The sequence below is a fragment of the Lacticaseibacillus paracasei subsp. paracasei genome (assembly GCF_000829035.1).
Classification (GTDB): Bacteria; Bacillota; Bacilli; order Lactobacillales; family Lactobacillaceae; genus Lacticaseibacillus; species Lacticaseibacillus paracasei.
In genome coordinates this window covers 875,296-899,009 of the sequence record NZ_AP012541.1, presented here as the reverse complement: position 1 = coordinate 899,009, position 23,714 = coordinate 875,296, and the positions used below count along the sequence as shown (strand labels likewise).

Annotated in this window: 23 protein-coding genes, 1 tRNA gene and 1 pseudogene; 10 read left to right on the top strand and 15 right to left on the bottom strand. The window is 47.1% G+C overall.

Features of this window, described 5'->3' with window-relative positions; all coding sequences use genetic code 11:
- Positions 1-95 precede the first annotated feature (95 nt).
- A complete protein-coding gene (gene rpsN / locus LBPC_RS04555) occupies positions 96-365 on the top strand; it encodes a 30S ribosomal protein S14 (protein WP_003564153.1) in 270 nt (89 codons plus the stop codon).
- Positions 366-477: 112 nt separating this feature from the next.
- Here the strand turns inward: rpsN and LBPC_RS04550 are convergent, their stop codons facing one another.
- Positions 478-855, bottom strand: a complete 378-nt coding sequence (locus tag LBPC_RS04550; protein WP_003593849.1) for a PTS glucitol/sorbitol transporter subunit IIA — start codon at positions 853-855, stop codon at positions 478-480.
- 271 nt (positions 856-1,126) lie between these two features.
- Here LBPC_RS04550 and LBPC_RS04545 point away from each other — a divergent pair, with 271 nt between their 5' ends.
- From LBPC_RS04545 to LBPC_RS04530, 4 genes are all read left to right on the top strand, one after another.
- A complete protein-coding gene (locus LBPC_RS04545; protein WP_003661358.1) occupies positions 1,127-2,167 on the top strand; it encodes a lactonase family protein in 1,041 nt (346 codons plus the stop codon).
- Positions 2,168-2,369: 202 nt separating this feature from the next.
- A complete protein-coding gene (locus LBPC_RS04540; RefSeq protein ID WP_003564150.1) occupies positions 2,370-3,188 on the top strand; it encodes an undecaprenyl-diphosphate phosphatase in 819 nt (272 codons plus the stop codon).
- A gap of 21 nt (positions 3,189-3,209) precedes the next feature.
- Positions 3,210-3,845: a copper homeostasis protein CutC gene (locus tag LBPC_RS04535; RefSeq protein ID WP_003569480.1), complete on the top strand. Its 636-nt coding sequence runs from the start codon at positions 3,210-3,212 to the stop codon at positions 3,843-3,845.
- Positions 3,846-4,001: 156 nt separating this feature from the next.
- On the top strand, positions 4,002-5,060 hold the full coding sequence (locus tag LBPC_RS04530; RefSeq protein WP_003569478.1) for an FAD:protein FMN transferase: 1,059 nt from the start codon (positions 4,002-4,004) through the stop codon (positions 5,058-5,060).
- A 108-nt stretch (positions 5,061-5,168) separates the two neighbouring features.
- On the opposite strand, the gene LBPC_RS04525 is transcribed toward LBPC_RS04530, so the two are convergent.
- The 3 genes from LBPC_RS04525 to yjbM are packed head-to-tail and all read right to left on the bottom strand — an operon-like array spanning position 5,169 to position 7,541.
- Positions 5,169-6,071: an RluA family pseudouridine synthase gene (locus tag LBPC_RS04525; RefSeq protein WP_003564147.1), complete on the bottom strand. Its 903-nt coding sequence runs from the start codon at positions 6,069-6,071 to the stop codon at positions 5,169-5,171.
- Positions 6,071-6,868: an NAD kinase gene (locus LBPC_RS04520; protein WP_003564146.1), complete on the bottom strand. Its 798-nt coding sequence runs from the start codon at positions 6,866-6,868 to the stop codon at positions 6,071-6,073. The genes LBPC_RS04525 and LBPC_RS04520 overlap by 1 nt, the downstream gene beginning before the upstream one ends.
- Before the next feature lies 1 nt (position 6,869).
- Complete coding sequence (yjbM, locus tag LBPC_RS04515; protein WP_003564145.1) at positions 6,870-7,541, bottom strand: GTP diphosphokinase; 672 nt, start codon at positions 7,539-7,541, stop codon at positions 6,870-6,872.
- 193 nt (positions 7,542-7,734) lie between these two features.
- On the opposite strand from yjbM, the gene LBPC_RS04510 reads away from it, so the two are divergent.
- Together LBPC_RS04510 and LBPC_RS04505 are read left to right on the top strand one after the other, a co-directional pair.
- A complete protein-coding gene (locus LBPC_RS04510) occupies positions 7,735-8,328 on the top strand; it encodes a CYTH domain-containing protein (RefSeq protein ID WP_003564144.1) in 594 nt (197 codons plus the stop codon).
- Positions 8,329-8,397: 69 nt separating this feature from the next.
- Positions 8,398-9,033, top strand: a complete 636-nt coding sequence (locus LBPC_RS04505; protein WP_003564143.1) for a DsbA family protein — start codon at positions 8,398-8,400, stop codon at positions 9,031-9,033.
- Positions 9,034-9,222: 189 nt separating this feature from the next.
- Here the strand turns inward: LBPC_RS04505 and LBPC_RS04495 are convergent.
- The 3 genes and pseudogenes from LBPC_RS04495 to LBPC_RS04485 all read right to left on the bottom strand — a co-directional run bounded on the left by LBPC_RS04495 (position 9,223) and on the right by LBPC_RS04485 (position 12,045).
- Positions 9,223-10,277 (bottom strand): annotated as a pseudogene (locus tag LBPC_RS04495) (competence protein CoiA).
- Between the two features lie 109 nt (positions 10,278-10,386).
- A complete protein-coding gene (locus LBPC_RS04490; protein ID WP_003574245.1) occupies positions 10,387-11,730 on the bottom strand; it encodes a PFL family protein in 1,344 nt (447 codons plus the stop codon).
- A gap of 48 nt (positions 11,731-11,778) precedes the next feature.
- Positions 11,779-12,045, bottom strand: a complete 267-nt coding sequence (locus tag LBPC_RS04485; RefSeq protein WP_003564140.1) for an ACT domain-containing protein — start codon at positions 12,043-12,045, stop codon at positions 11,779-11,781.
- Positions 12,046-12,234: 189 nt separating this feature from the next.
- Here LBPC_RS04485 and LBPC_RS04480 point away from each other — a divergent pair, with 189 nt between their 5' ends.
- Entirely contained in the window at positions 12,235-13,563 is a 1,329-nt protein-coding gene (locus tag LBPC_RS04480; RefSeq protein ID WP_003661363.1) for a metallophosphoesterase, read from the top strand.
- Positions 13,564-13,696: 133 nt separating this feature from the next.
- Here LBPC_RS04480 and LBPC_RS04475 read toward each other — a convergent pair whose 3' ends face one another.
- The 5 genes from LBPC_RS04475 to LBPC_RS04455 all read right to left on the bottom strand — a co-directional run bounded on the left by LBPC_RS04475 (position 13,697) and on the right by LBPC_RS04455 (position 19,261).
- Positions 13,697-14,902: a MalY/PatB family protein gene (locus LBPC_RS04475; RefSeq protein ID WP_003583932.1), complete on the bottom strand. Its 1,206-nt coding sequence runs from the start codon at positions 14,900-14,902 to the stop codon at positions 13,697-13,699.
- Positions 14,903-15,246: 344 nt separating this feature from the next.
- Entirely contained in the window at positions 15,247-15,720 is a 474-nt protein-coding gene (locus tag LBPC_RS04470) for a glutathione peroxidase (RefSeq protein WP_003564137.1), read from the bottom strand.
- A 96-nt stretch (positions 15,721-15,816) separates the two neighbouring features.
- Positions 15,817-17,376: a glycosyltransferase gene (locus tag LBPC_RS04465; RefSeq protein WP_003593829.1), complete on the bottom strand. Its 1,560-nt coding sequence runs from the start codon at positions 17,374-17,376 to the stop codon at positions 15,817-15,819.
- A 27-nt stretch (positions 17,377-17,403) separates the two neighbouring features.
- The gene (locus LBPC_RS04460) at positions 17,404-18,915 is read right to left on the bottom strand and encodes a glycosyltransferase family 4 protein (protein ID WP_003593827.1); all 1,512 of its coding nucleotides are present in this window, start codon (positions 18,913-18,915) and stop codon (positions 17,404-17,406) included.
- A gap of 262 nt (positions 18,916-19,177) precedes the next feature.
- Positions 19,178-19,261: transfer RNA gene (locus tag LBPC_RS04455), tRNA-Leu, on the bottom strand.
- Between the two features lie 117 nt (positions 19,262-19,378).
- Between LBPC_RS04455 and LBPC_RS04450 the strand changes: the two genes are divergently transcribed.
- Together LBPC_RS04450 and LBPC_RS04445 are read left to right on the top strand one after the other, a co-directional pair.
- Positions 19,379-19,882, top strand: a complete 504-nt coding sequence (locus tag LBPC_RS04450) for an NUDIX hydrolase (protein ID WP_003564134.1) — start codon at positions 19,379-19,381, stop codon at positions 19,880-19,882.
- A complete protein-coding gene (locus tag LBPC_RS04445) occupies positions 19,879-20,700 on the top strand; it encodes an NAD(P)H-hydrate dehydratase (RefSeq protein ID WP_003569460.1) in 822 nt (273 codons plus the stop codon). Before LBPC_RS04450 ends, LBPC_RS04445 begins: the two co-directional genes overlap by 4 nt.
- Positions 20,701-20,815: 115 nt before the next feature.
- Here LBPC_RS04445 and LBPC_RS04440 read toward each other — a convergent pair whose 3' ends face one another.
- From LBPC_RS04440 to LBPC_RS04430, 3 genes are all read right to left on the bottom strand, one after another.
- A complete protein-coding gene (locus tag LBPC_RS04440) occupies positions 20,816-21,031 on the bottom strand; it encodes a zinc ribbon domain-containing protein (RefSeq protein WP_003569458.1) in 216 nt (71 codons plus the stop codon).
- Positions 21,032-21,173: 142 nt separating this feature from the next.
- Positions 21,174-21,884, bottom strand: coding sequence for a pseudouridine synthase (locus LBPC_RS04435; RefSeq protein ID WP_003593811.1), 711 nt, complete (start codon positions 21,882-21,884; stop codon positions 21,174-21,176).
- Positions 21,885-21,888: 4 nt separating this feature from the next.
- On the bottom strand, positions 21,889-23,532 hold the full coding sequence (locus LBPC_RS04430) for a putative polysaccharide biosynthesis protein (RefSeq protein WP_003564130.1): 1,644 nt from the start codon (positions 23,530-23,532) through the stop codon (positions 21,889-21,891).
- Between the last annotated feature and the right edge of the window lie 182 nt (positions 23,533-23,714).

Here is a 23,714-nt window from a genome sequence, read left to right as displayed (position 1 = left end):
TAAGGCTGTGCTATGCTATGTGGGTTGAACTGTTCGAACAGACACGTCGTTAAAAAACGTTAAATACAAACCACAAATAAGGAGTGATTGCATACATGGCTAAAAAGTCAAAGATTGCCAAGGAAAAGAAGATCGAAGCAACGATTGCTAAATATGCCCCGTTGCGTGCCAAGTACAAGGCTGAGCATAATTACGCTGCCTTGCAAGCTTTACCGCGGAATGCCTCACCCGTTCGCGCGCACAGTCGCGATGAACTTGATGGTCGGCCGCATGCGTACATGCGCAAATTCAAAATGTCTCGTTTGAATTTCCGTGATCTAGCGCATAAGGGTCAAATTCCAGGTGTTCGTAAGGCATCATGGTAAAAAAAGAAGATTTCAGGCTGATAGATCGCCTGAAATCTTCTTTTTTTTGTTGACCGTAAGCAGAAGCGGTTAGAAACTGGCGCATAACTGATCCAAGAACTCGTTGTCACACTTAGTTGGCTTGCGTGATGTAAGTTAGTGTCGTCCCAACCTTAAATGTTGGTCGATGGGTCGATTTTAAATAAATTGCGTTTTGCATCGGCTTGTCTGCTGGTACAGCTTGGAACAACAGGGTAACGTGCCCAATCGCCTTCAGGTTACTGTTAGCAAGTTGACCGACATAAGTCATCTCAAACGTCTCATCATCGATTGTTAATTGGTCGCCCGCCTTGATAACCAGTTTTTCCAAAGCTGACTTGTCAGCGAACTGCTGGATCACCGCGACGTCGCGTAGTGCGTCTGTTGCTTGCGGTCCAAAGAGAATAATCATCGGATCCTTGGAACTCAATGCATCCTTACCAATAGCTGTTACTGTTGCTGTCAATTGCATGGTCGTGCCTCCGTTTGCCTGTCATTTTTAATATCATAAGTGTTTGTTATCTGAGCTTCGCTGCCAACATAAATGCGATCTCGTTAAGGCCCATGATGGCGCTGAGTTATGGGCTGTGGCAAATCGTTTGATTAAAGGTCTGAAAATTCCTTTAATGATAGCTTTATTGGCCAGCTATTTTCATTAAACGTTGACTCACGCTTTATATCATAGCATAAGCATCAGCCAAACATGCTATACTCAAATCAAATTCGAAAGGAGCAACTTGAACATGAAGCAAAGACTCTTGTTAGGCGGTTATACGCGTCACGGCGGTGCAGGCGTTTATGCCGGTACATTTGATAATGACGAAGCGCATTTGCCGACCCCTGCCCCATTCATTACTGATTTGGGTTCACCAACCTACTTAGCCGTATCTGATGACAATATTTTATATGCGGTAGACGCAGAAGGTGATCAAGGCGGTGTCGCGGCTTATGCCCTAAATGTTGATCCACCGCGCTTGATCAACAAGGTACTGCAGGCAGGTTCATCCCCGGCGCATATCTCGATTGATGCGAATCGTCAGCTGGTTTATGCCAGCAATTACCACGAAGGCCGAATCAATGTCTATCGCATTAAAAATGATCATGGTTTGGCTTTAACGGATGAAGTGAAGCATACCGGTAACGGTCCGCGACCGGAACAAGATAGTGCCCATGTTCATTTTGCTGCTGTCACCCCTGACTTTCAGCGACTAGCGGTCGTTGATCTGGGTAATGATACCTTAACAACCTATGCTGTCAGCGATGCCGGCAAACTCAGCGATCCGGTTATTTTTCACACCGAACCTGGCTTTGGCCCTCGCCATTTGGCTTTTAACCACAACAACCCGATTGCCTATTTACTAGGTGAGCTTTCAAGTCAGGTTAGCATCCTAAATTATGATGCGGCAACTGGTCAATTCAAACTCATTGCAACGTTGCCGACCATTCCGGAAGATTACACCGATCACAATGGTGCTGCTGCGATTCGACTGAGCAGTGATCAACGCTTCCTTTATGTATCCAACCGCGGTCATAATAGCATCACCGTTTTTGCCGTCAGTCCGGATGGCCGAAATCTGTCAGAATTGCAACAAATCAGTACGGCAGGCGATTTTCCTCGTGATTTCAATTTCGATCTCACTGAACACTTTATTCTCGTGGTCAACCAAAACAGTAGTAATGGCACACTCTATAGTCGCGATGCCAAAACGGGACTCTTGACCGAAATTCAACGTGATATTCCGACGCCAGAAGCCGTTAATGTTTTATTTTTATCGGCCAAGTAAGTTAAACCGTCTGTCTTATGTTTAACCATCGATACAACTTTTTATTGGCTCAGCCCCAAGACCTGTTTTGCTTGGTGGTTGGGCTTTTTTTACCTCCCAAAAAAGTTGCTGAATTACGTAAGATGACTATAAATTCCGAGTTGAACGTGGCAAGCCTTGCAAAACCTTGTATACTGTTAACATTGAGAATTGGAGGGTTATTATGTTTGACATTATCAAGGCCGTGATCATCGGTATCGTTGAAGGGTTAACGGAGTTTCTGCCGATTAGTTCAACCGGCCATATTGATCTGGTAAACCATGTCATTAAATTATCGCAGAGTCAGGATTTCATTAATATGTTCGAGTACGTGATTCAGTTTGGCGCTATTCTCGCCGTCATATTGCTTTATTTCAATAAGCTGAATCCCTTTTCCAAGCCGACAGCCAAAGCCCGCAACGCAACTTGGCAACTGTGGGCAAAAGTTATCATTGCAGTTCTGCCGTCAGTCGTTGTTGGCCTCCCGCTTAACAACTGGATGGATGAACATTTACATACACCACTCGTAGTCGCAACAACCCTGATCATTTATGGGGTGCTGTTCATCATTCTAGAAAACTACCTCAAGAATAAAAACGCGCATATCACCACTCTGGCAGACATCACTTATCAAACCGCCTTACTGATTGGTCTTTTCCAAGTCTTGTCTATCGTCCCTGGTACATCACGATCTGGCGCCACAATTCTAGGCGCCCTACTAATCGGGACTTCTCGCTACGTTGCCACCGAATTTTCCTTCTTTCTGGCAATACCGACCATGGTTGGCGTGTCGATTCTTAAAATCGGCAAATACCTGTGGCAAGGCAACGGCTTCTCTGGTGAACAATGGGCTGTTTTGATGACAGGTTCCATTGTTTCTTTCCTCGTCGCCATCGTTGCCATCAAGTGGCTGTTGAAATTTGTTCAAACGCATGACTTCAAACCGTTTGGCTGGTACCGAATCGCTTTAGGTGCGATTGTCTTATTGGTCATGTTTATCTAAGCTAGTAAATGGAGGTCCGTCATGTTAAAAGAAATTGCAGTTGAAAATTATACATCGATTCCTAAAGCAATCGCGGCCGGGGCTGATCGGATTGAGCTCAATGACAATTTAGCGGTTGGTGGCACAACTGTGTCTAAGGGCGTTATGGCAGAGAGTACAAAATATGTTCATGAACATGGCCGTAGCCTCATCACCATGATTCGTCCACGTGGCGGTAACTTTGTTTATAACGATGTTGAATTAAAAATCATGGAAGCTGATCTTTTTGAGGCACAGGCGCTTGGCGTGGATGGCGTTGCCTTTGGTGCTTTGACACCAGATGGCGCAATTGATGAAGACGCGATGACCAGCCTCATTGCTGCCAGTGCTGGCATGACCGTTGTTTTCCATATGGCTTTCGATGCCATTCCAGAAACCAAGCAGTTTGCCGCAATTGATTGGTTGGCCGATCACGATGTCGAGCGTATCTTGACCCACGGCGGTCCTTTGACCACCCCCATCACCGACACTTTGCCACGCCTGCAAGCCATCATCAACTATGCAGGTGATAAAATCAGCATCTTGCCAGGCGGCGGGATCACCAGTCAAAACGCTGCTTCAATTGGTGAGACATTAGGTGTGAAAGCTTTACATGGTACAAAACTAATCGCGTTCTAATGAACCACGCCACGGAAAGGCTAGTTATGCGGGCAACCGCCTGGATAACTAGCCTTTTTTGCTGCCATACGTTTGACGAGCGACAACCAGGGCTTTCTTTTTCCATAACGCGCGGTATGATATTCAAAGGGAAAGATGAAATGAGGGTTATGTAACATGCGAAAATTCGTCATCGGTTTACTTGCTTTTATTGGTTTTCTAACTTTGTCCGGCTGTCAAAAAACAGCCAGTCCAACTTACTTGAAAACCCCATACACACAAAATGAATTTGTCATGGGCACCACTTGTACTTTGACAATTTATGATAAAGGTAAAAAATCCGCCTTAAAAGACGGATTTGCCATGATTCATCACGTCGACGCCGAGGCAACTTTAACCCGCGGCGGTTCGGTTTTGGATAAGATCAACGATAATGCCGGAATCAAGCCGGTCAAAGTGCCTAAAGATTTTATGCCCTTACTTGAAAAAGCCTACTACTTTTCAAAAAACTCCAATGGCAGTTTCGACATGGCCATTGGAGCCGTCACCAATCTGTGGCAAATTGGCCTGCCTGGCGCGCGCGTCCCGGCACAAAGTGAGATCGACAAGGCCTTGCCACTGGTCAACTGGCGCGATGTCAAACTCGATACCAAAAATAATACCGCCTATCTGACCAAAAAGGGGATGCGGCTTGATTTTGGCGGGATTGCCAAGGGCTGGGTTGCTGACAAAGTGAAGGCCGTGCTCGCCAAAGATGGCGTCACAGCAGCGATTATTGATCTTGGCGGTAATGTCGTTGTCATGGGTCACTCACCGCTTGGTACCAATCGCGATTGGCATGTTGGGATTCAAGACCCGACCGCGCCGCGTGGCACTGCAGTGGGTACGATTCCTGAAAGCAACGAATCCATTGTGACAGCTGGCACCTATGAGCAATACCTAATCTCCAATGGCCATAAATACATTTATCTTTTCGATCCTCAGACTGGCTATCCCTATGACAACAACTTGGCCTCAGTCACGATTGTCTCGAAAAATAGTGTTGATGGCGATGCCTTATCCAATGCTGCCTTTGATAAGGGATTAAAAGGCGGTCTGCAATACATGAATGCCAAAAACAGCGATCATATTCAAGCAATTTTCATTACCAATGACAAGAAGATCTATTTAACCAATGGCCTCAAAAAGCAATTCAAGTTTGATGCCGATTCAGGTTATCACAAGGGCAACTTCTAGTTCGCTTGGAGCCGCTAATTATGTTCCTGAATCATAGTATGTTAAAAGCCAGTTCCTAATTTTCGGGAACTGGCTTTTGTCATACCTTGTTTAAATTTGTGCGGCGGCTCAATCTTGCTGCGATAATTTCAACTTCGCCGCTAACGTTGCCATATCAGCCGGAAGTGGAGCATGTAAATCAATCAGTTTATGCTTCAACGGCTGCCAGAAACGCAAATGGGCACAATGAAGTGCTTGTCTATTAAAGCCGTGCGTATCAGGACTGTATAAGCCATCACCATACAACGCATGACCAATCGCGGCAAAATGAACCCGAATTTGATGAGTCCGCCCGGTATGCAACGTGACAAGCATCATGGCCCCAGCCGTATTTTGGTCAAGTGTTCGATACTCCGTGACAGAAGCTTTGCCAGTATCGGTTACAACACGACGCATATAAAAGCCGTCACTGACGCCAATGGGCAATACGATCCAACCATGAGTTGCTAAAGGTGTTTGTGCGGTCACAATTGCCACATACTGTTTGACAAAGTCTTGACTGTGCAATTGCTGATCCAACAAGCTGTGCGCCAACCCATGCTTGGCAAAGACCATCAACCCGCTGGTGTCGCGATCCAACCGTGTCACCACATGAACGGCCTGACTTTCAGCCTTGGTTTTAATTAAATAAGCCTTGACCATATTCGCCATGCTATTATTTTGGCGCCCAACCGCTGGAATAGATGCCACCCCGGCCGGTTTATTCACTATCAGATAATCGTCATCCTCGTAACTGATGGCCAAATCATGCGAATAAGGCACCACACTGTCTGCCGCGTGCTCAGGTGCTGTCTGTACCAAAATTCTGTCCCCCGAGCGCACCGGATAAGCGGTATGCCGTTGCCGTTTGTTGACAAAAACAAATCCGCCTTGATAACGAAGTTTCTTAAGCTGTGCACGGGAAAAACCCTGTTGTTTTAAAAAAGCCGCCAATTTCAGCGGCGGTCCCTCATACTGCCATTCAAATCGCATCAGTGTTTGGCTCCGATAAAGGCGTCTTCAACACGATCCCAAAAATGCATATGCCGGTAGCGTGCAAAATGAATCCGTTCTTTCGCAATTTTATACCGAATTTGTTTGATTGTTGGTGGATTGATGACGAACTGATCCACAGTCATGACGTAATCATCGCGACCTGTCGGCTCCAATGTCACCCACTCGTCTGGTGCCGTGATAATCGGCGAACTGAGGGTACGAAAAACCCGATTATTAATGGACGCAATTTCGGTCATTTGCAACGCATCCAATCGCGGATGAATCACAGCACCGCCGTTAGACTTACTGTAAGCTGTGGATCCAGTTGGCGTCGACACACACAAGCCATCCCCGCGGAAGCTCTCAAAGAAATCGCCTTTGATATAGACTTCCGTCCGCATAGTACCGTTTAAACGCTTCAAGGTTGACTCATTCAATGCTAGATAATGAGCACTGGTCGCGTCAGCATAAGTCGCCTGAACATCCAAAAGTGGGTAGCTAACGCTTTGTCCAGAGTCTTCTTTTAAGGCGATAACTAAATCTTCAATTTCAAAATCCCGCCAGTCTGTGTAAAAACCCAAATGGCCTGTATGCACACCGATGAAGCGAATTGAGTTTAACTGATCCGCATAGCGATGAAAGGCCGAAAGGAGCGTACCATCACCGCCGATGGTAACGACCACCTCGGGATGCCGCTCATCAAGCTCAAAGTGACCGCTCTTCAAAAGCTTCGTCAGCTTTTGCGCAGCCGTGATTGAGGCAGGTATGCTATTATGGAAAACTGTCACACGCATCTTACTCATCCTTTTTATCGTCATGGTGATCCTTTGTTTTCGAATGTGGCTGTTGCCCTTTACCATAAACAAACAGATGCTGGGCTTCTTGAATTTCTTCACGAATATCTGACATCTCTTTATCCAACATAAAGGAAGCCTCCGCTGCCCGCTTGAGCCGCGCCTTCAAAGTATCCGGAAATTCGCCATTATATTTGTAATTCAGGCTGTGCTCAATCGTTGCCCAGAAGTTCATGGACATGGTTCGAATCTGGACTTCCGCCAAAATCTTTTTTTCACCATGGATGAGTTGCACTGGATATTCAATCACCACATGATAACTGCGGTAACCAGAAGGCTTCACGTTGGTCACGTAATCGCGTTCTTCCACGATGTTCATGTCTGTGCGTTGACGAAGGAGTGCCACGACTTGATAAATGTCTTCAACAAACTGACACATGATTCGCAGACCAGCAATGTCCTGCATATCCTGTTCCAAAAGTTCGTCACTGATAAAACGCCGACTTTGTTTTTCAATAATCGAACTGACCGGTTTAACCCGCCCCGTCACAAATTCGATGGGTGTGTGTTCATTGGCCTGTTGAAATTGTTTACGCATACCGCGAAATTTAATTTTCAATTCCCCGACTGCTTGTTCATACGGCATTAAGAAACTATCCCAGTCCCTTTGCATTGCTGGCCCTCCCATACTAAACTACTGATGATACGTTGCGTGAGGCTTGGCCGACAAACGACGGCTATATTCCAGCCAGACTGGTTAAGAAGTACGGCAACCCGTAGCTTTCTTGCCAGCCAAGTCACTCACGACCACCATTCTATCATATTTTTGTCTCGTCACCGTTGCCCTTTGTCTTTGGAGGCAGTTCATGTCAATTTCTCGCGAACAGGAATTTAAAACAACTTTAACAAAGACTGATTTTCTAGCGATTCTCAATCAGTTTGATTTTGAGCCGGGCTTCAGTCAAATGAATACCTATTACGATACACCGACTGGCGCCGTCAAAAAGGCAGGCCTAGGCTTGCGCATTCGTCAGTTTAAAGATCGTGCGGAACAAACCTTAAAAGTTCCTAATAAGAATCAACATCGTGATTTGGAAGAAATTACCGATCCGCTGACTTCAGTTGAAGCCCGCTCCTTGATTGATCAAGGTCAACTTAAAACCGGTCAAGTCACAACGGCACTAGCAGCCCGTGAAATTGACCCCGCAGCGGTTCATCCGCAAACCCAAGCAAAAACGACCCGCCGTGTAGCGCATCTTAAAGCAGGTTTGTTGACACTCGATCAGACTTTTTACATGGACAACACCTCTGATTTTGAGTTGGAAATGGAGTACCATGACCTGCCACAAGCTCAAGTTTTCTACGATACTTTGTTGCACCAATTCAACATTGAAAAACGGCCGGTTATCAACAAAGTTCAGCGCGCATTCATGCATGTGCACGATTCACAAGCTGATTAATTGTACCCTGCTCATTTTCTGATAAAGTAAATGTAAGAATTTGTTGTTGGCGAATTGGAGGCCGTTAACGTGATAGAAATTTTTCTTTTTTTCAATCCAATCGGGAGCGTCTGTCTGGGCACTGAACAGAAATTACTCAGACAATTGGATAAATTCCAGCAGGAAGTGCGCGTCCACTTCGTTCCCGTTCTTAATTTAGATATCATGGAACAATTTATGAAACGTGAGCAACTGAGCGTAGGTAATCTTGCTAAACGCAACCAGCTGCTCCGTGCAGCTTACAACCTTGCGTTGGATTATAAGGCTGCACAATATCAAGGCAACAAAAAAGCACGGATGCTCTTGTTGCGGCTACAACAACACGCACCTCTGGTTCAATACCAATATGATGCGGCCTTTGTGGCAAAGATGCTCGACAAATGTAAGCTGGATCAAGAAATGTTTTATGAAGATCGTCAGCGTTCCGAAGTTAAAATGGGCTTTGACTCCGATCAACGAACTGCTAACCAAATGGGTATCACTCAAACGCCTTCCCTTGTCATTGTTGACACCGATCGCAAAGTAGATGACGGCCATGCTGTTTTGATCGAACAAATCGGTGACCCAGCACTCATCCCACATCTTTGCGATCTCATCCGAACAGATCCCGCCGGTTTCTTCACCGAACGGCCCGAAAACATGGGGAGCAACTTTAGAATTTTTTAGAGCGTGAACAGACTCGGCTAGAAACCGGCCTATCAGTGGTCTGAAGTGATGACCGGTCTTCAGGCATTGTGTTCAGCGTCCTTACATGCCGGTTTCTGGGTCTACAAACACGTTTCCATAAGCGCACAAACCGTCCCATTTTCCCACCTTGCGAATCGTGATAAGCAATCAGCCTCATCAGACTTTGCCTTAAGCAAAGTCTTTTTTCATGGCCAATTTTCGCTCAAGATCGGCAAACCAAACAGGCAAACGCTGCCACTGATAACGACAACCATCTTCCTGAACAACGAAGCCTTCTGCCAGCAACACTTGCAGCCAGTGGGCACCCATCATTTTCCCGAGCGTGCCAGCTGGCAACAAAGGCGTCCAGATATTCGGCAGGGCCGCTTGCCAAAATTGACGGTTGGCAGTCGCGGTAAAAGGCTGTCCTTCAAAGATCAACAGCCATTTGAGTCGCAGTTGTAGTTCTGGAACACCAAAATGCCGTAACACATGGGCCGACTGTGAACGAACCATGGAGAGCCATTCAAATTGCGGCCCTGTTGATAAGCAGCTGCTTGCAGCGTCATCCACGGTTGCACCCGCTTTTGTAAACTGATGGCAATCTGCCGAATTTGTCGTTGCGGATAAGTCGATTCTGCCTGCCAAGTTTGAGTTGGCGGATCATCATGCTGAAAGCGCGTTAGCCAACGGCCTTCATTTCCAAACTGAATCCGTACCAACTCACCAACCGTTGTCTGTAAATGCCACAAAGTTAGCCGATGATCTTCGATGCTCAAAAACTTTCGTGCTTGTATCTTGCCTTCAGGATGCCAGTATCGATGACCCAATACCCATGTCACTTGCCAACCACGCGCATGATACATCATTGTCCGTTTTTGCAGATCTGGCACGCTTAGCGGGCTTGCTTGAAATTCCAATACCCTCGGCGGTTTACTTGCAACCAAAAGATCTGCGCGCTGGCGAATGGTTGCATCATAGTATTCCAACGTTGCCTGTTCGCCATGCTGTTTGAGCCAAGACGCCAACCACCATTTGCCAGTTAGGTGCTCTATACTCTCTGGTTCACCCTCACCCATTGGTTGACTTCGGTGAGCAAAATGGGCAGGCATTACGGTTCCGTTTTTGATGCGAACGACCTGCTTGCAAATAGGACAGTGAAAGGTTTGGTGTGTTAAATTGGCCGCCTGGGCATGACCTGTCAATGTGACACGTTGATTGTTTTTATCTAGGGCTACAAACATACGATTCACCTCATCAAAACATTACGCACCGCAACCAAAAAGCCCTGCTGCTACTGGCAATTACCAGCAACAACAAGGCCTAAGTCGGATCGTTTAAAAATGAGACGCGTTAGTTCTTAAAGCTATGGATCGGGGCTGGGATACGGCCACCACGATTAATAAACTGCTGCGCATCGCCATCGTTAATTGCCATGATCGGCGCAGTACCGAAAATACCGCCGAATTCAACGGTGTCGCCCACCTGCTTACCAGGAACTGGAATCACTCTGACTGCCGTCGTCTTGTTGTTAATCATCCCGATAGCAGCCTCGTCGGCAATCATGCCGCTAATCGTGGCGTCAGGAGTGTCGCCAGGCACCGCAACCATATCCAAGCCAACTGAACAAACCGCCGTCATCGCTTCTAGTTTTTCCAGACTGATTTGACCCTTGGCCGCTGCGGTGATCATATTAGCATCCTCAGAAACCGGAATGAAGGCACCTGATAATCCGCCGACACGTTCAGCCGCCATGATGCCGCCTTTTTTGACTGCATCGTTTAGCAACGCCAACGCTGCCGTTGTGCCTGGTGTGCCAACATGACTGAGTCCCATTGTTTCCAGAATTTGCGCCACTGAGTCACCTTTTGCCGGTGTTGGTGCCAAACTGAGGTCAACAATGTTAAACGGTACATCAAGGCGATCCGCAGCAACTTTACCGACAAATTGGCCCATCCGTGACACTTTAAAGGCGGTTTGTTTAATCGTTTCACAGATCTCTTCAAAACTTGCCGCCGGTTTGGCCGCGATCGCCCGTTCTACAACACCGGGACCGGAAACACCTGTGTTGATGGCAACATCACCTTCTGAAATCCCCCAAAAAGCACCTGCCATAAACGGATTGTCTTCAACAGCATTGCAGAATACCACCAGTTTCATCGCATTCTGCGGCTTGCGCATGGCAACCTCTTTGACGACCGTGCCCATCAACTTAACAGCGTCCATGTTCAAACCGCTGCGTGTACTGCCGATGTTCACGGACGCACAAACGCGTTCCGTGGTGTCTAACACCTCCGGCAAACTCTTCATCAATGCAGTTTCTGCTGGCGTACTACCGTTTTGAACGAGAGCGGTATAGCCCCCAATTAAATCCACACCTAAATCTTTTGCAGCTCGATCCATCGCTTGGGCAATCGGGCGAAAATCGAGGTTTTGATCCGCGCCAGCTAGCAAGCTGACCGGGGTCACGCTAATACGTTTGTTGACAATTGGAATTCCGTATTCGTCGCTAATGGCGTCAGCTACCGGCACCAGATTGGCAGCTTTTGCCATAATTTTGGCATATACTTTGTCGGCTGTGGTTTGCAGGTCACCAGTTACACAATCCAACAAGGAAATCCCCATGGTAATCGTTCGGATATCCAGATTCTCTTCACTGATCATTTCAATGGTTTCTTTAATTTGTTGAGTTTCCATCACTGGCTCCTTTAGCTCTGATAAGTACGATTGCCGATCCAACGCATATTAAAGCCGATGCATGGCATCAAAAATCTCTTGACGGGCTACTTTGATCTCAACGCCAATTTGATCACCCAAGGTCGCCAATTGACTTTTTACCGTATTGAAATTGCCATTATCTGGAATTTTAGCTAGCAGCATCATCGTAAATGCACCTTGCATGATAGTCTGTGAAACATCCAAAATATTAACATCTAAATCTGCTAAAGCAGTGGTTACTTGTGCGATGATCCCAACTTTGTCGGTACCGATAACCGTTACGATTACTTGCATAGGTGTATATGTCCTCTCTCTAAACGCTATCGTGGTCAAATGTGGCTTTATTTTACCATAATCCCGCTCTCGGTCAGTAACGTTTTTAAGTCACCAACAAGTTAATTATCAAAAAAATTTTTTGACACCACTCAAAATGACCTGCTGGTGTTACCTTGATCAATGGTAAACTAGGTACGGAGGCAGAAAATGAAAGCAGTCAAATATGTAGCAGCGTTATTTTTAATGCTGATCTTTGCAATCGTCTTGGGGCAAATTCACCCTGATCGTGATCGCCCACTCACCAATAGTTCACAGGCAACCATTTGGGTGCTCAGCGATACCCACTTTATTGCCCCAAGTCTACATGATGAAAAGACTGCTTATACCCAAATCAAACGTTCTGCAGCAGGAAAAGATATGGACTATCAGCCCGTTGCTATCAATGCTTTGGTTCAAAACGCCTTAAAAGCCCGCCCGACAGCCCTCGTCATCACCGGTGATGTCACGTTCAACGGCGAAAAAGCCAGTGCCGAAAGTATCATGCGCCGCCTACAACCACTTGTTGCCAATGGTACGAAGGTGTTGATCATCCCTGGCAATCATGATATTTACGATGGTTGGGCACGAGCCAACAAGGGCAAACGACAACTACTGACAGAACAAATCAGCCCTAGCGATTGGCGCAATATTTTTCATACCAGTTATGAGCAGGCAGTTGCGCAGGATCCGAATAGTTTGAGCTATCGCGTCAACCTTAACCGCAATTATCAATTGCTGATGCTGGACAGCAATATTTATACGATCGAACCTTCCAATCGCCCCCCGAACACTGGTGGTAAGCTCACACCGCAGACCATGAAATGGGTTCGCCAGCAATTAGCTGCTGGTCAAAAGGCCCATCGCAAGTCGATTGTTTTCATGCACCACAATCTATATGCCCACAATGAAGCGGTGAATCAAGGATTTGTTTTGGACAACAGCGATCAACTCAAAACGTTGCTGAAAGCTTACCATGTTCCGTTGCTTTTTTCCGGACACATCCATGCGCAAGACATCAGCCGCGATCCGGACGGGCAATGTCCAACGATTGAAGTTGTCAGCGGCGCATTTTCGATCAGCCCTGCCAGTTATGGGGTGGTGACGTTCACGCCTAACCGAATCACCTATCAAAAGCATGCGACTGATCCCACACCTTACTTAACCGCCAAGCAACGAAAAAATCCTGATCTGCTACATTATCAACGGTATCTGAAGCAACTCTTTCTCCAAGATGGCGAAGGTCTTGCATATGGGGATCTCATGGATAATGGCGTGACGAATCAGCATGATTTGGATGCTGCCGCAAAACTGATGGGCGTCTTGAACTGGCGCTTTTTCACAGGCGATGATCATCCCGATAAAGCTGAACTCAAGCGATTAAAAGCCGATCCGGGTTGGGCCGTTTTGGAACGCTCACCAATGCTGCGGCGATATCTTAAAGAAATCGTACAGGATCATAATATGAATGATAATCATTTAATCATCAATCACCCTTAGTGACTGTTAACTAAGACTACTCACACAAAAACACCCTGCCATCAGCAAGCGTCGCTGTCTCAGCACCAAACCTTGTATGTTTGGTAATGAGTCAACATGCCTTGCGTTAACAGGGTGTTTTGTTTTGTTTCAATTAAAGTTGCGGCTGAGCCAAGTGCTCAGTTAAACGCTGAATCGCCTCGGCAACAAGTTTGGGGTCGGTGGCTAAGTTCAAGCGAATATACGTAGCTGTTTTGGGGGAGAACCATGCGCCGTAATCAACTGCCAGTCCGCAAACATCTTCAACAAATGATTTAATTTTGGCTGGCGCAACATAGGCACCAATATCCACATAGGCAAGATAGGTGCCCTGCAAGTCCGCAACTGTAGCCTTCGGAGCGCTCTGCTTCAGACCGGTTAGCAACTGTTGGTAGTTATATCGGACAACTTGAAGCACCTTGTCTAACCACGCGCCACCGTGACGATAGGCTGCCTCACCGGCGACCTGTCCCAAAAGGCTGGTATCTACTGGATGCAACTGTTTGATGAAATCATCATAAGCCGTGCGCAACTTTTCATCCGGAATAATAATATGCGAATTCAGTAAAGCCGCAAGATTAAAGGTCTTCGACGGTGCATTCAGGACGACAAGCCGACTGCGTGCCGGACCCTCAGCTACTTGCAAAGCAGAGGTGAATTTTGGCCCACTAACTTCCAAATCGCCGTGAATCTCATCAGATACCACCGTGACATCATGGTGACTCGTGATCGCAAAAAGCCGTTCCAGTTCTTCACGGGTCCAAACTCGACCGACCGGATTATGTGGCGAGCAAAAAATCATGGCTTTAATGTTTTGCGTCGCAAGCGTTTTATCCAATTGATCAAAATCTATCCGCCAGCCATCAGCAGTTAATTGAAGATCAACCGAGACCACTTTGCGACCAAGATCCTTAATCGCATTCATGAAGGGATAATAGACAGGCTGCATGATTAAAACTGGATCGCCGGGTTCGGTCAGCCAATTGACCATGGCATACAGCGATTTAACCACACCGACACCAAAACGCATCCATTCCGGCTGCACCGTCACGCCATGGCGAGTCTTTTCCCAATCAATGAAGGCATCATAGTAGGATTGTGGCCGAATGGAATAGCCAAAAGTTCCTTCTTGAATGCGAGCGGTTAAGGCGTCAATCACCGCCTGAGGTGCTTTAAATTCGGTATCGGCAATCCACATCGGCAGGAGATCCGTGCGGCCAAATTCACCTGCCAAACCATCCCACTTCACGGCGTTACTATTGCGCCGATCAACCAAATGTGTTTCAACAAAAGCCGCTACATCAGCTGGCAATTCTTCCATCAATCATCCCTGCTTTCTTACTTTTGATGTCATTGTACGCATCACATGCATGAGTGTCCAGAGCGTGAGCAGGCCCGGTTAGAAACCTGCACATAAGTGGCCTCGGACATAAATGGCTGGACTTTGGCCATTTATGTCCGAGGTCCTTATGTGCAGGTTTCTGGGCCTGCGAACGCGTTTAGAACAGAGCGTGAACCAGACCGGGAGAGACCGGAGTGTAAGCGGCCTTGGGTGTGATGGCCGGGCTTTGGTCATTGCACCCAAGGTCCTTACACGCAGGTCTCTGGGCTGGCAAACGCGTTTAAAACAGAGCGTGAACCAGCCCCACGTGCAATTGACAAAAGTTAGCCAAGAAGCTTCTCCACTGCTGGTTCAATCGCTTCTGGTTTTGTTTTTGGTGCAAAGCGGGCGACAACTTGACCATCACGATCAACCAAAAACTTCGTAAAGTTCCATTTGATGGACTTGCCTAGTTCACCAGGGGCTTGGGTTTTAAGGTATTGAAATAGTGGAGCTGCTTCTTTGCCGTTCACCTTAATCAAATCATGCATTGGAAAACTCACACCGTATTTCAACCGGCAAGCCTCGGCCGCTGCATGACCATCAGCCAGTTCCTGTTTAAATTGATCAGAAGGAAAACCTAGCACTACCAAACCTTGATCCTTGAACTTGTCATACAATTTCTCCAAACCATCAAACTGAGGCGCGAAGCCGCATTTTGTGGCAGTGTTCACGATCAACATTGGTCGACCCTTGTATTTGCTCAAAGCATATTGCGAGCCATCTTCTAATGTGACCTCATAATCATAAATTGACATTGGTTAGCCTCCATTTCTTGGTAAAAGCTTACGCCTCATCCTACCATTTTTTGAACAGTTGTCAGTAAAAACGCCACTCATTGCCATGACCGGTGCCTAATCAACATGCTCAAAGGCCGCCAGCCTTGTCTTTTTCTTTGCCGCAAACGCCATGAGTTTCTGCCACTGAACAAATGTGCTCGTATCAGTGAATCGCAAAGCATTGTCATAGGCAGCCGCGCTAAACTGGGCCAGCTTAGTTGAATCATTCAATAACCCAATGATCGCATTTGCTAAACCATCAATGTCACCATTTTGCGTCAAAAGCCCGCTTTTACCGTTGGCCAAAATATCGGCTGGCCCATAGTGAATGTCATTTGCGATCATCGGTAATCCGTGTGCCTGTGCTTCAATCAAGGTTAGCGGAAATCCTTCGGCACTGGAAGGCAACAGTCCTAACTGTGCACGATTGTAGACGGCCGCTATGTCGCGAGTATAACCCTTAAAGAAAACGTGATCCGCGAGATGCAGCTTTTCAACCAGAGCATGTAGTTTTGGCGCCATATCACCATTGGCATAACCCCAGAGTTCAAGTTTAGCATCCGGAATGGCCTTCACAACTTGGGCAAATGCCCGAATTGAACTTGCCTGCTGTTTTTCCGGTGCCAATCGCGCAACATGCACCACCAGATGTTGTTCGCGTTGTGAAAACGGGAGGCGATTAGCCGCTACATCTGCCGCCTTAACAAAAGCAACTCGAATCGTGAAAATCGGCGTGGCCGTGCCAAACCGGGCGGCCATATCCTGCGCCTGCTGCGGTGTCGGCACAATCACAGCGTCCCAGCGATTCAAATGGGTCAAGGCACTAGCATAAAAATTATTCAGCTTCGCATGCAGCACGTCCTCATTCCCGGCAACATGGTTATTGTGCAGATGCAAAACTTTGAGCGCCGGTGTCGTCATGTGCAACAAGCCCCAGCCAGTTTCCGTCGTCCGATCGCACACGAAGACATTATAGCCGCCATCTACCTGATTCAGTTGATCATAGAAGAACCTTGTCAAATCATGAAGCCCATCAAATAAATAATCCACACCATGAAAATCAACCAATTTCCACGAAAATTTTTCTTGCTGGCTATGATTTAAATAATGCAGTTTTTCAAGCCGCGTGCGACCATGACGATCCAAATAGTGTTCTTGGAAAATTTTGCCGCCTTGATCAAAATACTGATCCAAACAATGGTTGCCTCGCGTGTCCCACCAACTCATTTTGATCGTTCGGCCGGTCACATCAAAGTATTGAACATTGCTAACCTCTTGCTCACGCCCCGCCTTTTCGCGCAAATAAACAATTCGAATGACTCGGGAACCGCGGCTGAAGATCACCTGGCGTCCTTCACGCCGGCGGGTCACGCCCGCAGTCGGCTGGCAAACGTCTGCAACCGTTACCTGCTGCCACGGTGTGCTCAGCAGGTCGCAAAAGTAATCAAACAGATTGATAAAATCAGTATCGTCAATGCCCGCATCTTTCAAAACATCGTGTAGATCTAAAGCAAATTGCCGGGTAACAATCTTTGCTGGCGTCTGGTTCGCTTTGAAAAGCTGCAACCGCTGAATTTCCGCGCCTTCAATACCAGACTTGGCATAGGCCATTTGATCATTTAAAAAATAATACATCCTGAACCTCCTTACCGTTTTGTCGGGTTAACTCTCCAGTCCAAGAAATGCTTGCCAGCGGGCGTAGACTTTTTCAGGCGCTAGCTGCTTTTGCGCCAGTGCTCTGGCATGATCGCCGAATTGTTGTGACTGCTCTGGCCGCTTTAGCAGTCTCACAATCGCTTCAGCAAGGTCATTGACGCGTCCTTGCTTGATAAGATAACCGGTTTCCTGATCAATCACACAGGCACTAGGTCCATAGGAAAAGCGATAACTCACCACTGGCAGTCCATGGGTTTGTGCTTCAACCAACGCCAACGGACCACCATCTGTCAAATTCGTATTGACCAACAAGGCATATTGCGGGTACTGATCAGCCAGAGATGACTGGTAACCCTTAAATGTCACTTGACTGCCAATCTCTAAACGATCCGCAAGCTGCCTCATCGCGGTTTGATATTGTTCATCACCGTAACCAAACAAATCAAGCGTCACGCCAGACACCTGCCGACTCGCCAAAGCGACTGCCCGAAGTAGCTGATCAAGTTGCTTATCAGGCGACAGTCGACCCACAAACAGGATTTTCTTGCTTGCAGCGGCGGCCGCCGAACGCGCTGTCAAAGCCGGATCAAATGTCACCGCTGGAATCGCCGCCACCCGAACTTTCGGAAAACGATCATGAAGATCATGTTGCTGCTGCGGCGTTTGTACAATTAAGCCATCTACTTTTTGGGGATGCTGCAGCACAGGTTGAATAAAACCATCAAGTTCGCCTTGCCGCGGTTTGTCAGGTGTTAAAACATGATTAATGGGTATGTAAACAAACTTCTTTGCGGCTGCATGCATTGCTAGTAGCGGTTGAACGCCAATCCCCGGACGATCACTGATAAAAATCGTTGTTTCTGAATCTTCAGTCGCAAGTTGATCAAGAAAATAGCTAAACAACTCTCCCAATGTATCAAACTCATGATCTTCTTTAAGGGTTTGGCCTTTTAAAACAATCCGGCTGATCTGAATCTGACCAGCATGATCACCAGCATAATAAATGTCCAGCACTGGTACACCTCGAAGATCATAGTAGCGTTCAAAGGCTAACAAGCCATCCTGTCCAAAATACTGAGTGGCCGATTTAAACCCTCGGGCGTCCCAAAGATCGCATTCCACAAGATTGCCTTGATCGTCCAAAAAGTTTTGATAATAAACATGGCCGACGGTTCCTGGAATATAACCGACCTGCCGTCGCAGCCGGTCGCCGTTCGTGACCTGACTTTGGTTAGCATCGACTGAAACTTCATCCATTGTCGGCAAATTGATCTCATCATTATGCACAGCTTTTTCCGGTCGGTCGGCGGGCACATGCTGAAAATAGTCGAACATGTTGCGCACATCCGTCTGAGCAACGCCAAGCTTGCGCAAGGTTTGGACACTCAAACGATCGTAATCACGCGTCAGAATCTTAACTGGTTGCTTAAATTGTTTGAACAAAGCCAGTCGTTTCAACGCAGCATGTTCAACACTTGAGTTCTTTGCAAGTAAGTATTCATCAAGAAAATAAATCATCCAGCGATCATCCCTTTCAACTATTGATCGTGCTTCATTTCAGGCCACATCATGTTTATACTCTTCATTCACCTTGCCGCTTGCTCAGTCGCCTCATGACGAATATAACACAGCTTCCAGACCTGATGACTTGCATCAAGGCATAAGTCATTGCTTGTTCACATTTTGCACACAAAAATAGCCCCCCTAACATCAATTAGGAAGGCTAAAACGTTGTTACACGGGCATTTCGATTTTTAACCGCCGTTAAAAATCACGAGAATGCCGCGAACAGGAATCGAACCTGCACGGGATAAATCCCACAGCGACCTGAACACTGCGCGTCTGCCAGTTCCGCCATCGCGGCAACAACATAAATGATTATAACGGAAGCAGGTAAGGCACGCAAGCAAAATCACGAACTATTTTTACAATTTGTTCCCCCTGCAGCAGCGTGCTACCCTTGATCAATGGAGGTGGCCTGATGACACATAAAACTCATCGCGCATTTGGTTGTTACGGGATTGCAACGATTGACGACAAGCTTGTCGTGATTAAGAAAAATGGGGGTCCTTATCGTCATCGCTTCGACCTTCCCGGGGGTAGCCTTGATGGCCCTGAACCGCTTGAACATGACGTCTTGCGGGAATTCACCGAAGAAACCGGATTGACAGCCACGATTGATCAACAACTAGGGGCAACCAGTTTTATCTATCCTTGGAAGTACCAACACTGGACCATCAACCAGCACATCTGCGTTTTCTATGCGCTATCCATTAACGGCGGTAAACTAGAAACAAGCGTTGCCCAATTTATGGGCCAGGATTCGCTCGGTGCCTGCGCCTTGCCACTTGATACTTTGACGTGGGCCAATGCATCGCCGCTTGTCATGTTTGCGAAAGCATTCTTAACGACCGGCCAGCCTGAATTGACGACCAAAACTTTTTCTAATTGGGAAGTTTTAAAGGAGGCGGCAAATCCGTCATGAAACAATTGACAGAGCAATTTGCACAAAGTGTGGTCCGGCCACGGGCCCGTGATACGTATAAAGGCAGTTTCGGCAAAATTCTGATTGTTGGCGGTAATGCCCACTTTGGCGGTGCTGCGATCATGAGTGCCAGTGCTGCTGTTTACGCTGGCGCCGGGTTGGTCAGTGTTGCGACTGACCCAGTTAACCGTCATGCGTTGCACGCCCGATTACCTGAGGCAATGATCCTCGATGCTACCGCGCCGGAACTTGAGACGGCTGTGCGGCAAGCAACGGTCATTGTTGTTGGTCCTGGGCTGGGCACTGATGGTACAGCCCTTACCATTTTGAAAACAGTTTTTGCTGCCGTCAATGCCAAGCAGGTCATGATCATTGATGGATCAGCGATCACTCTCGTTGCCTCTCATCACCTAGATTACCCGCAAGCCCAACTAGTTTGGACCCCTCACCAGATTGAATGGCAGCGGTTATCTGGCTTACCCCTGGCTGCCCAAACCATTGAAGCCAGCCAAAAAGCGGCCGCAAAAATACCGGGTATCATCGTCGCGAAAAGTTCCCAGACACATGTTTTCGTTGATGAAGATGTCTATGAAAACACAGCCGGTGGGCCGGCAATGGCCACAGGCGGCTCTGGTGACACGCTGACAGGCATTATTGCTGCCTTTGCGGGCCAGTTCCAGCCATTGGACAAAGCCGCTCTCGCAGCCGTTTTTGTCCATTCCCGTGTAGCTGATATTGTAGCTATGAATAGTTATGTTGCCTTACCGACTATGGTCATTCGCGAACTGCCCACCTACTTAAAGCAGCTTTCAGAATGACGAACCAATTTGTGAACAAGCAGCAAACAAAAACAGGTGATCCCTTTCCGCCACAACGACGGCTGAAGGGTCACCTGCTTTTTTGAAATCATTCTTAACCTGAACTTACGCCTTCTCAGCCGCCATTCAAAAGGAAGTCGAGAATGTTCATGCCAGAACTGGTTTCACTGCGATAAAGTTCTGTGTACCCGCATCTGGCACAAGAAATAGTCACGAATTTTTTATTTTGAACATCGAAGATTTTTGAAAAATTACCACCAGTTGCTTGAAATTGGTCGGCAACATAAGCCGTGTTTTGGCATTTGGGGCAGACGTACTGTTGTTGATCCATGACACGCACCCTTTCTAATCATGTTTGTCAAAGTAGCCATCTTGGTTCGCCTAATCAAGGCCGCTCTCTTAAACTCCTGTAACAAACAAAATCTCTCGCTTAGACAAAGCCAAACAATCACCACAGCAAAGTGCTCGGTTGCTCAACGAGTGATATTATCCAAATCGGTCCGTTCGTCATCGGTTAAAGCCTGATACTCCCCAGCAGCTAAATCGGCTGGCAATGACAATGGTCCCATAGCAATTCGCGTCAAGGCCGTCACCTCATTATCAACTGCCAACAGCATGCGCTTGACTTGATGAAACTTACCTTCCGTGATTGTAATCTGGATGCGTTTGCCATCGGTATCCGGCAAAACAACGACTTGTGCCGGGGCGGTTGTGAAGTCCTTTAAATCAATGCCGGTTTCGAGTCGCTGCTTCATGTCAGCAGTTAATGTCTTAGCCAAAGTTGCAGCATAGGTTTTGGCAATATGACGATTAGGCGAAAGCAGTGCATGACCTAAATTGCCATCGGTCGTAAGTAACAACAGACCAGTAGTGTCTTTATCCAGACGACCTACGGGATATAAACCCGGTCGGTAATCATGTGGTCGGATCAGATCCAGCACCGTTGATTGCGTTGGATCTTCTGTTGCGGTAATCACCCCGGCCGGTTTGTTCATCAAATAATCGACCTCAAGCGGCCCATCCGCTTGGGCATCGTTCACCTCGACCGCGATCCCCGGCAACACATTGTAACCAGGATCAGTGATTAAATCACCGGCCACACGTACCCGCTTGTCGCGAATAAGTGCCTTAACTTCTTTTCGACTACCAAATTGTAAATGACTCAAATATTTATCTAATCGCATAAGCTCACCGAATGTGTAAAATATCGCGAAGTCGACTAATTCGCTCACCAATGATTAAATCAGCCAAACGCGTTTTCAAAATCAAATAAACGTAAATCAAAACGCCCACCCCAACTGCAATCAGCAAGACGAACGCTGCCCCGAACTGACTCCGCGGATTGATCACCAAGGTTGATGCATTCACAATCAGGTAACAAACGGCGCACATGATCAGGGAAAAGGCCAGAATACCGACGCCGCGGCGAATGGTTTGGCGTACATGAATATTGTACATCCGATTCGTTGAATAGAGCATTAGGAGACTCGAGACCGTCATGCCTAACATTGTGGACAAAACCGGACCGTAAACATTGAAGAAGAAAATCATTGGCCACTGTACAATCACTTTAACTGCCAAGCCAATCAGCATCTCTTGAATAGCAAGACGGTTATTGAACAATCCCTGAAGAATTGCTGCCAAAACCGTAAACAAGCCCAGCATAATCGCTAAAAGTGATGAAATCTGCAACAAGCGAATGCCCAACCAGTCCATATCCCGATAGAACAAAACATACAGTGGGCGCGCGACTGCCACCATCCCCAACGCCGAAGGTATCATGACGATAAAAAACAACTGCAGTGTATTCGTGATTTGCCGGGCCAATCCCTCAACATCACCGCGCGTTTTCGCACCTGCCAATAATGGTACTACGGTAATGGCCATAGCAACTGCCAGACTAACAACGATCATAATCAGTTTATTAGCGTTTCCGGCAAACAGCGCATAAAAACGGTCAAGCTGATCTTCGCTAACGAGATAAAAAGCCTTCATCATTGGATTAAATGTGTACTGGTCAACGATGTAGTAAATATTAATCGTTGAATCCATGATGATAAATGGAATCGCCTGCCGTGCCACATCTAGAAGAATCTCATTGACACTGATCTGCAGGGAATTAGCACTTTGGGCAACCAACGCATCCAACCGTGGTTTTTGCCGGAGGAAATAAACAACTAACAGTCCAAGTCCGAAAACGGCCCCGATGAACGCGGCGAAGGTGGAGTGAATCACCGCACTCAGATAGCTGTGGTTACCCGCCACCATAATCGCGTAAGTCATCACTAACATATAAAGAATTCGCGCCACTTGTTCAATAAACTGACTGATGGCACTCGGCGCCATCTCGTTATAACCTTGGAAAAACCCGCGAATCAAACTAAGCGACGGAATTAGCAGCAACGGCCATGCCAGTGACCGAAAAACCGGTATCATGCGCGCGTCACCCGCTGCTAAAAGCGGCGAGAGCAGCCACATGGCACCACACGAGACAATCCCCATCAGCACCATGGCAAAAGTGCCGTGGTAAAAAAGACGCATCCCGGTTTTATATTCGCCCATAGCATTGTACCGGGCAACCTGTTTGGAAACAGCACCAGGAACACCAGCAGTCGAAATAATCAGAAAAAGGCTGTAAATTTGATAACCTTTTGTAAACAAAGCGTTGGCAGTTAGAAACGCTGCTCCAAGCCAAATACGCCATGGAATGACATAAATGGCCCCTAAAATCCGCGAAAAAACACTGCCGGCAGTCATCCACGCCGAGCCGCGGATCATTTTTTCCTTATCTGAACGTTGCGGTTGATTACCGCTGCCCAGCGAATTCTCCATGATAAACTCCTGTCGTGTTGCATAATCCTTTATATTTTAGGCAATCCCAGCGCGACTTGCAATCTTTCCCGGGCTTCTTTCGGGAATCAAAAGAAAACTTTGACAATTACCAGCCGCCACGTAGCAAGTAATCTCACAATCGAAACGCCAAAAATACAAAACTTTTCATACAGCTGAATCGC

Excerpts from the sequence above, each read along its gene's own strand:
- rpsN (WP_003564153.1), top strand. The coding sequence starts at position 96 with ATGGCTAAAAAGTCAAAGATTGCCAAGGAAAAGAAGATCGAAGCAACG.
- LBPC_RS04550 (WP_003593849.1), bottom strand. The coding sequence starts at position 855 with ATGCAATTGACAGCAACAGTAACAGCTATTGGTAAGGATGCATTGAGT.
- LBPC_RS04545 (WP_003661358.1), top strand. The coding sequence starts at position 1,127 with ATGAAGCAAAGACTCTTGTTAGGCGGTTATACGCGTCACGGCGGTGCA.
- LBPC_RS04540 (WP_003564150.1), top strand. The coding sequence starts at position 2,370 with ATGTTTGACATTATCAAGGCCGTGATCATCGGTATCGTTGAAGGGTTA.
- LBPC_RS04535 (WP_003569480.1), top strand. The coding sequence starts at position 3,210 with ATGTTAAAAGAAATTGCAGTTGAAAATTATACATCGATTCCTAAAGCA.
- LBPC_RS04530 (WP_003569478.1), top strand. The coding sequence starts at position 4,002 with ATGCGAAAATTCGTCATCGGTTTACTTGCTTTTATTGGTTTTCTAACT.
- LBPC_RS04525 (WP_003564147.1), bottom strand. The coding sequence starts at position 6,071 with ATGCGATTTGAATGGCAGTATGAGGGACCGCCGCTGAAATTGGCGGCT.
- LBPC_RS04520 (WP_003564146.1), bottom strand. The coding sequence starts at position 6,868 with ATGCGTGTGACAGTTTTCCATAATAGCATACCTGCCTCAATCACGGCT.
- yjbM (WP_003564145.1), bottom strand. The coding sequence starts at position 7,541 with ATGCAAAGGGACTGGGATAGTTTCTTAATGCCGTATGAACAAGCAGTC.
- LBPC_RS04510 (WP_003564144.1), top strand. The coding sequence starts at position 7,735 with ATGTCAATTTCTCGCGAACAGGAATTTAAAACAACTTTAACAAAGACT.
- LBPC_RS04490 (WP_003574245.1), bottom strand. The coding sequence starts at position 11,730 with ATGGAAACTCAACAAATTAAAGAAACCATTGAAATGATCAGTGAAGAG.
- LBPC_RS04485 (WP_003564140.1), bottom strand. The coding sequence starts at position 12,045 with ATGCAAGTAATCGTAACGGTTATCGGTACCGACAAAGTTGGGATCATC.
- LBPC_RS04480 (WP_003661363.1), top strand. The coding sequence starts at position 12,235 with ATGAAAGCAGTCAAATATGTAGCAGCGTTATTTTTAATGCTGATCTTT.
- LBPC_RS04475 (WP_003583932.1), bottom strand. The coding sequence starts at position 14,902 with ATGGAAGAATTGCCAGCTGATGTAGCGGCTTTTGTTGAAACACATTTG.
- LBPC_RS04470 (WP_003564137.1), bottom strand. The coding sequence starts at position 15,720 with ATGTCAATTTATGATTATGAGGTCACATTAGAAGATGGCTCGCAATAT.
- LBPC_RS04465 (WP_003593829.1), bottom strand. The coding sequence starts at position 17,376 with ATGTATTATTTTTTAAATGATCAAATGGCCTATGCCAAGTCTGGTATT.
- LBPC_RS04460 (WP_003593827.1), bottom strand. The coding sequence starts at position 18,915 with ATGATTTATTTTCTTGATGAATACTTACTTGCAAAGAACTCAAGTGTT.
- LBPC_RS04450 (WP_003564134.1), top strand. The coding sequence starts at position 19,379 with ATGACACATAAAACTCATCGCGCATTTGGTTGTTACGGGATTGCAACG.
- LBPC_RS04445 (WP_003569460.1), top strand. The coding sequence starts at position 19,879 with ATGAAACAATTGACAGAGCAATTTGCACAAAGTGTGGTCCGGCCACGG.
- LBPC_RS04440 (WP_003569458.1), bottom strand. The coding sequence starts at position 21,031 with ATGGATCAACAACAGTACGTCTGCCCCAAATGCCAAAACACGGCTTAT.
- LBPC_RS04435 (WP_003593811.1), bottom strand. The coding sequence starts at position 21,884 with ATGCGATTAGATAAATATTTGAGTCATTTACAATTTGGTAGTCGAAAA.
- LBPC_RS04430 (WP_003564130.1), bottom strand. The coding sequence starts at position 23,532 with ATGGAGAATTCGCTGGGCAGCGGTAATCAACCGCAACGTTCAGATAAG.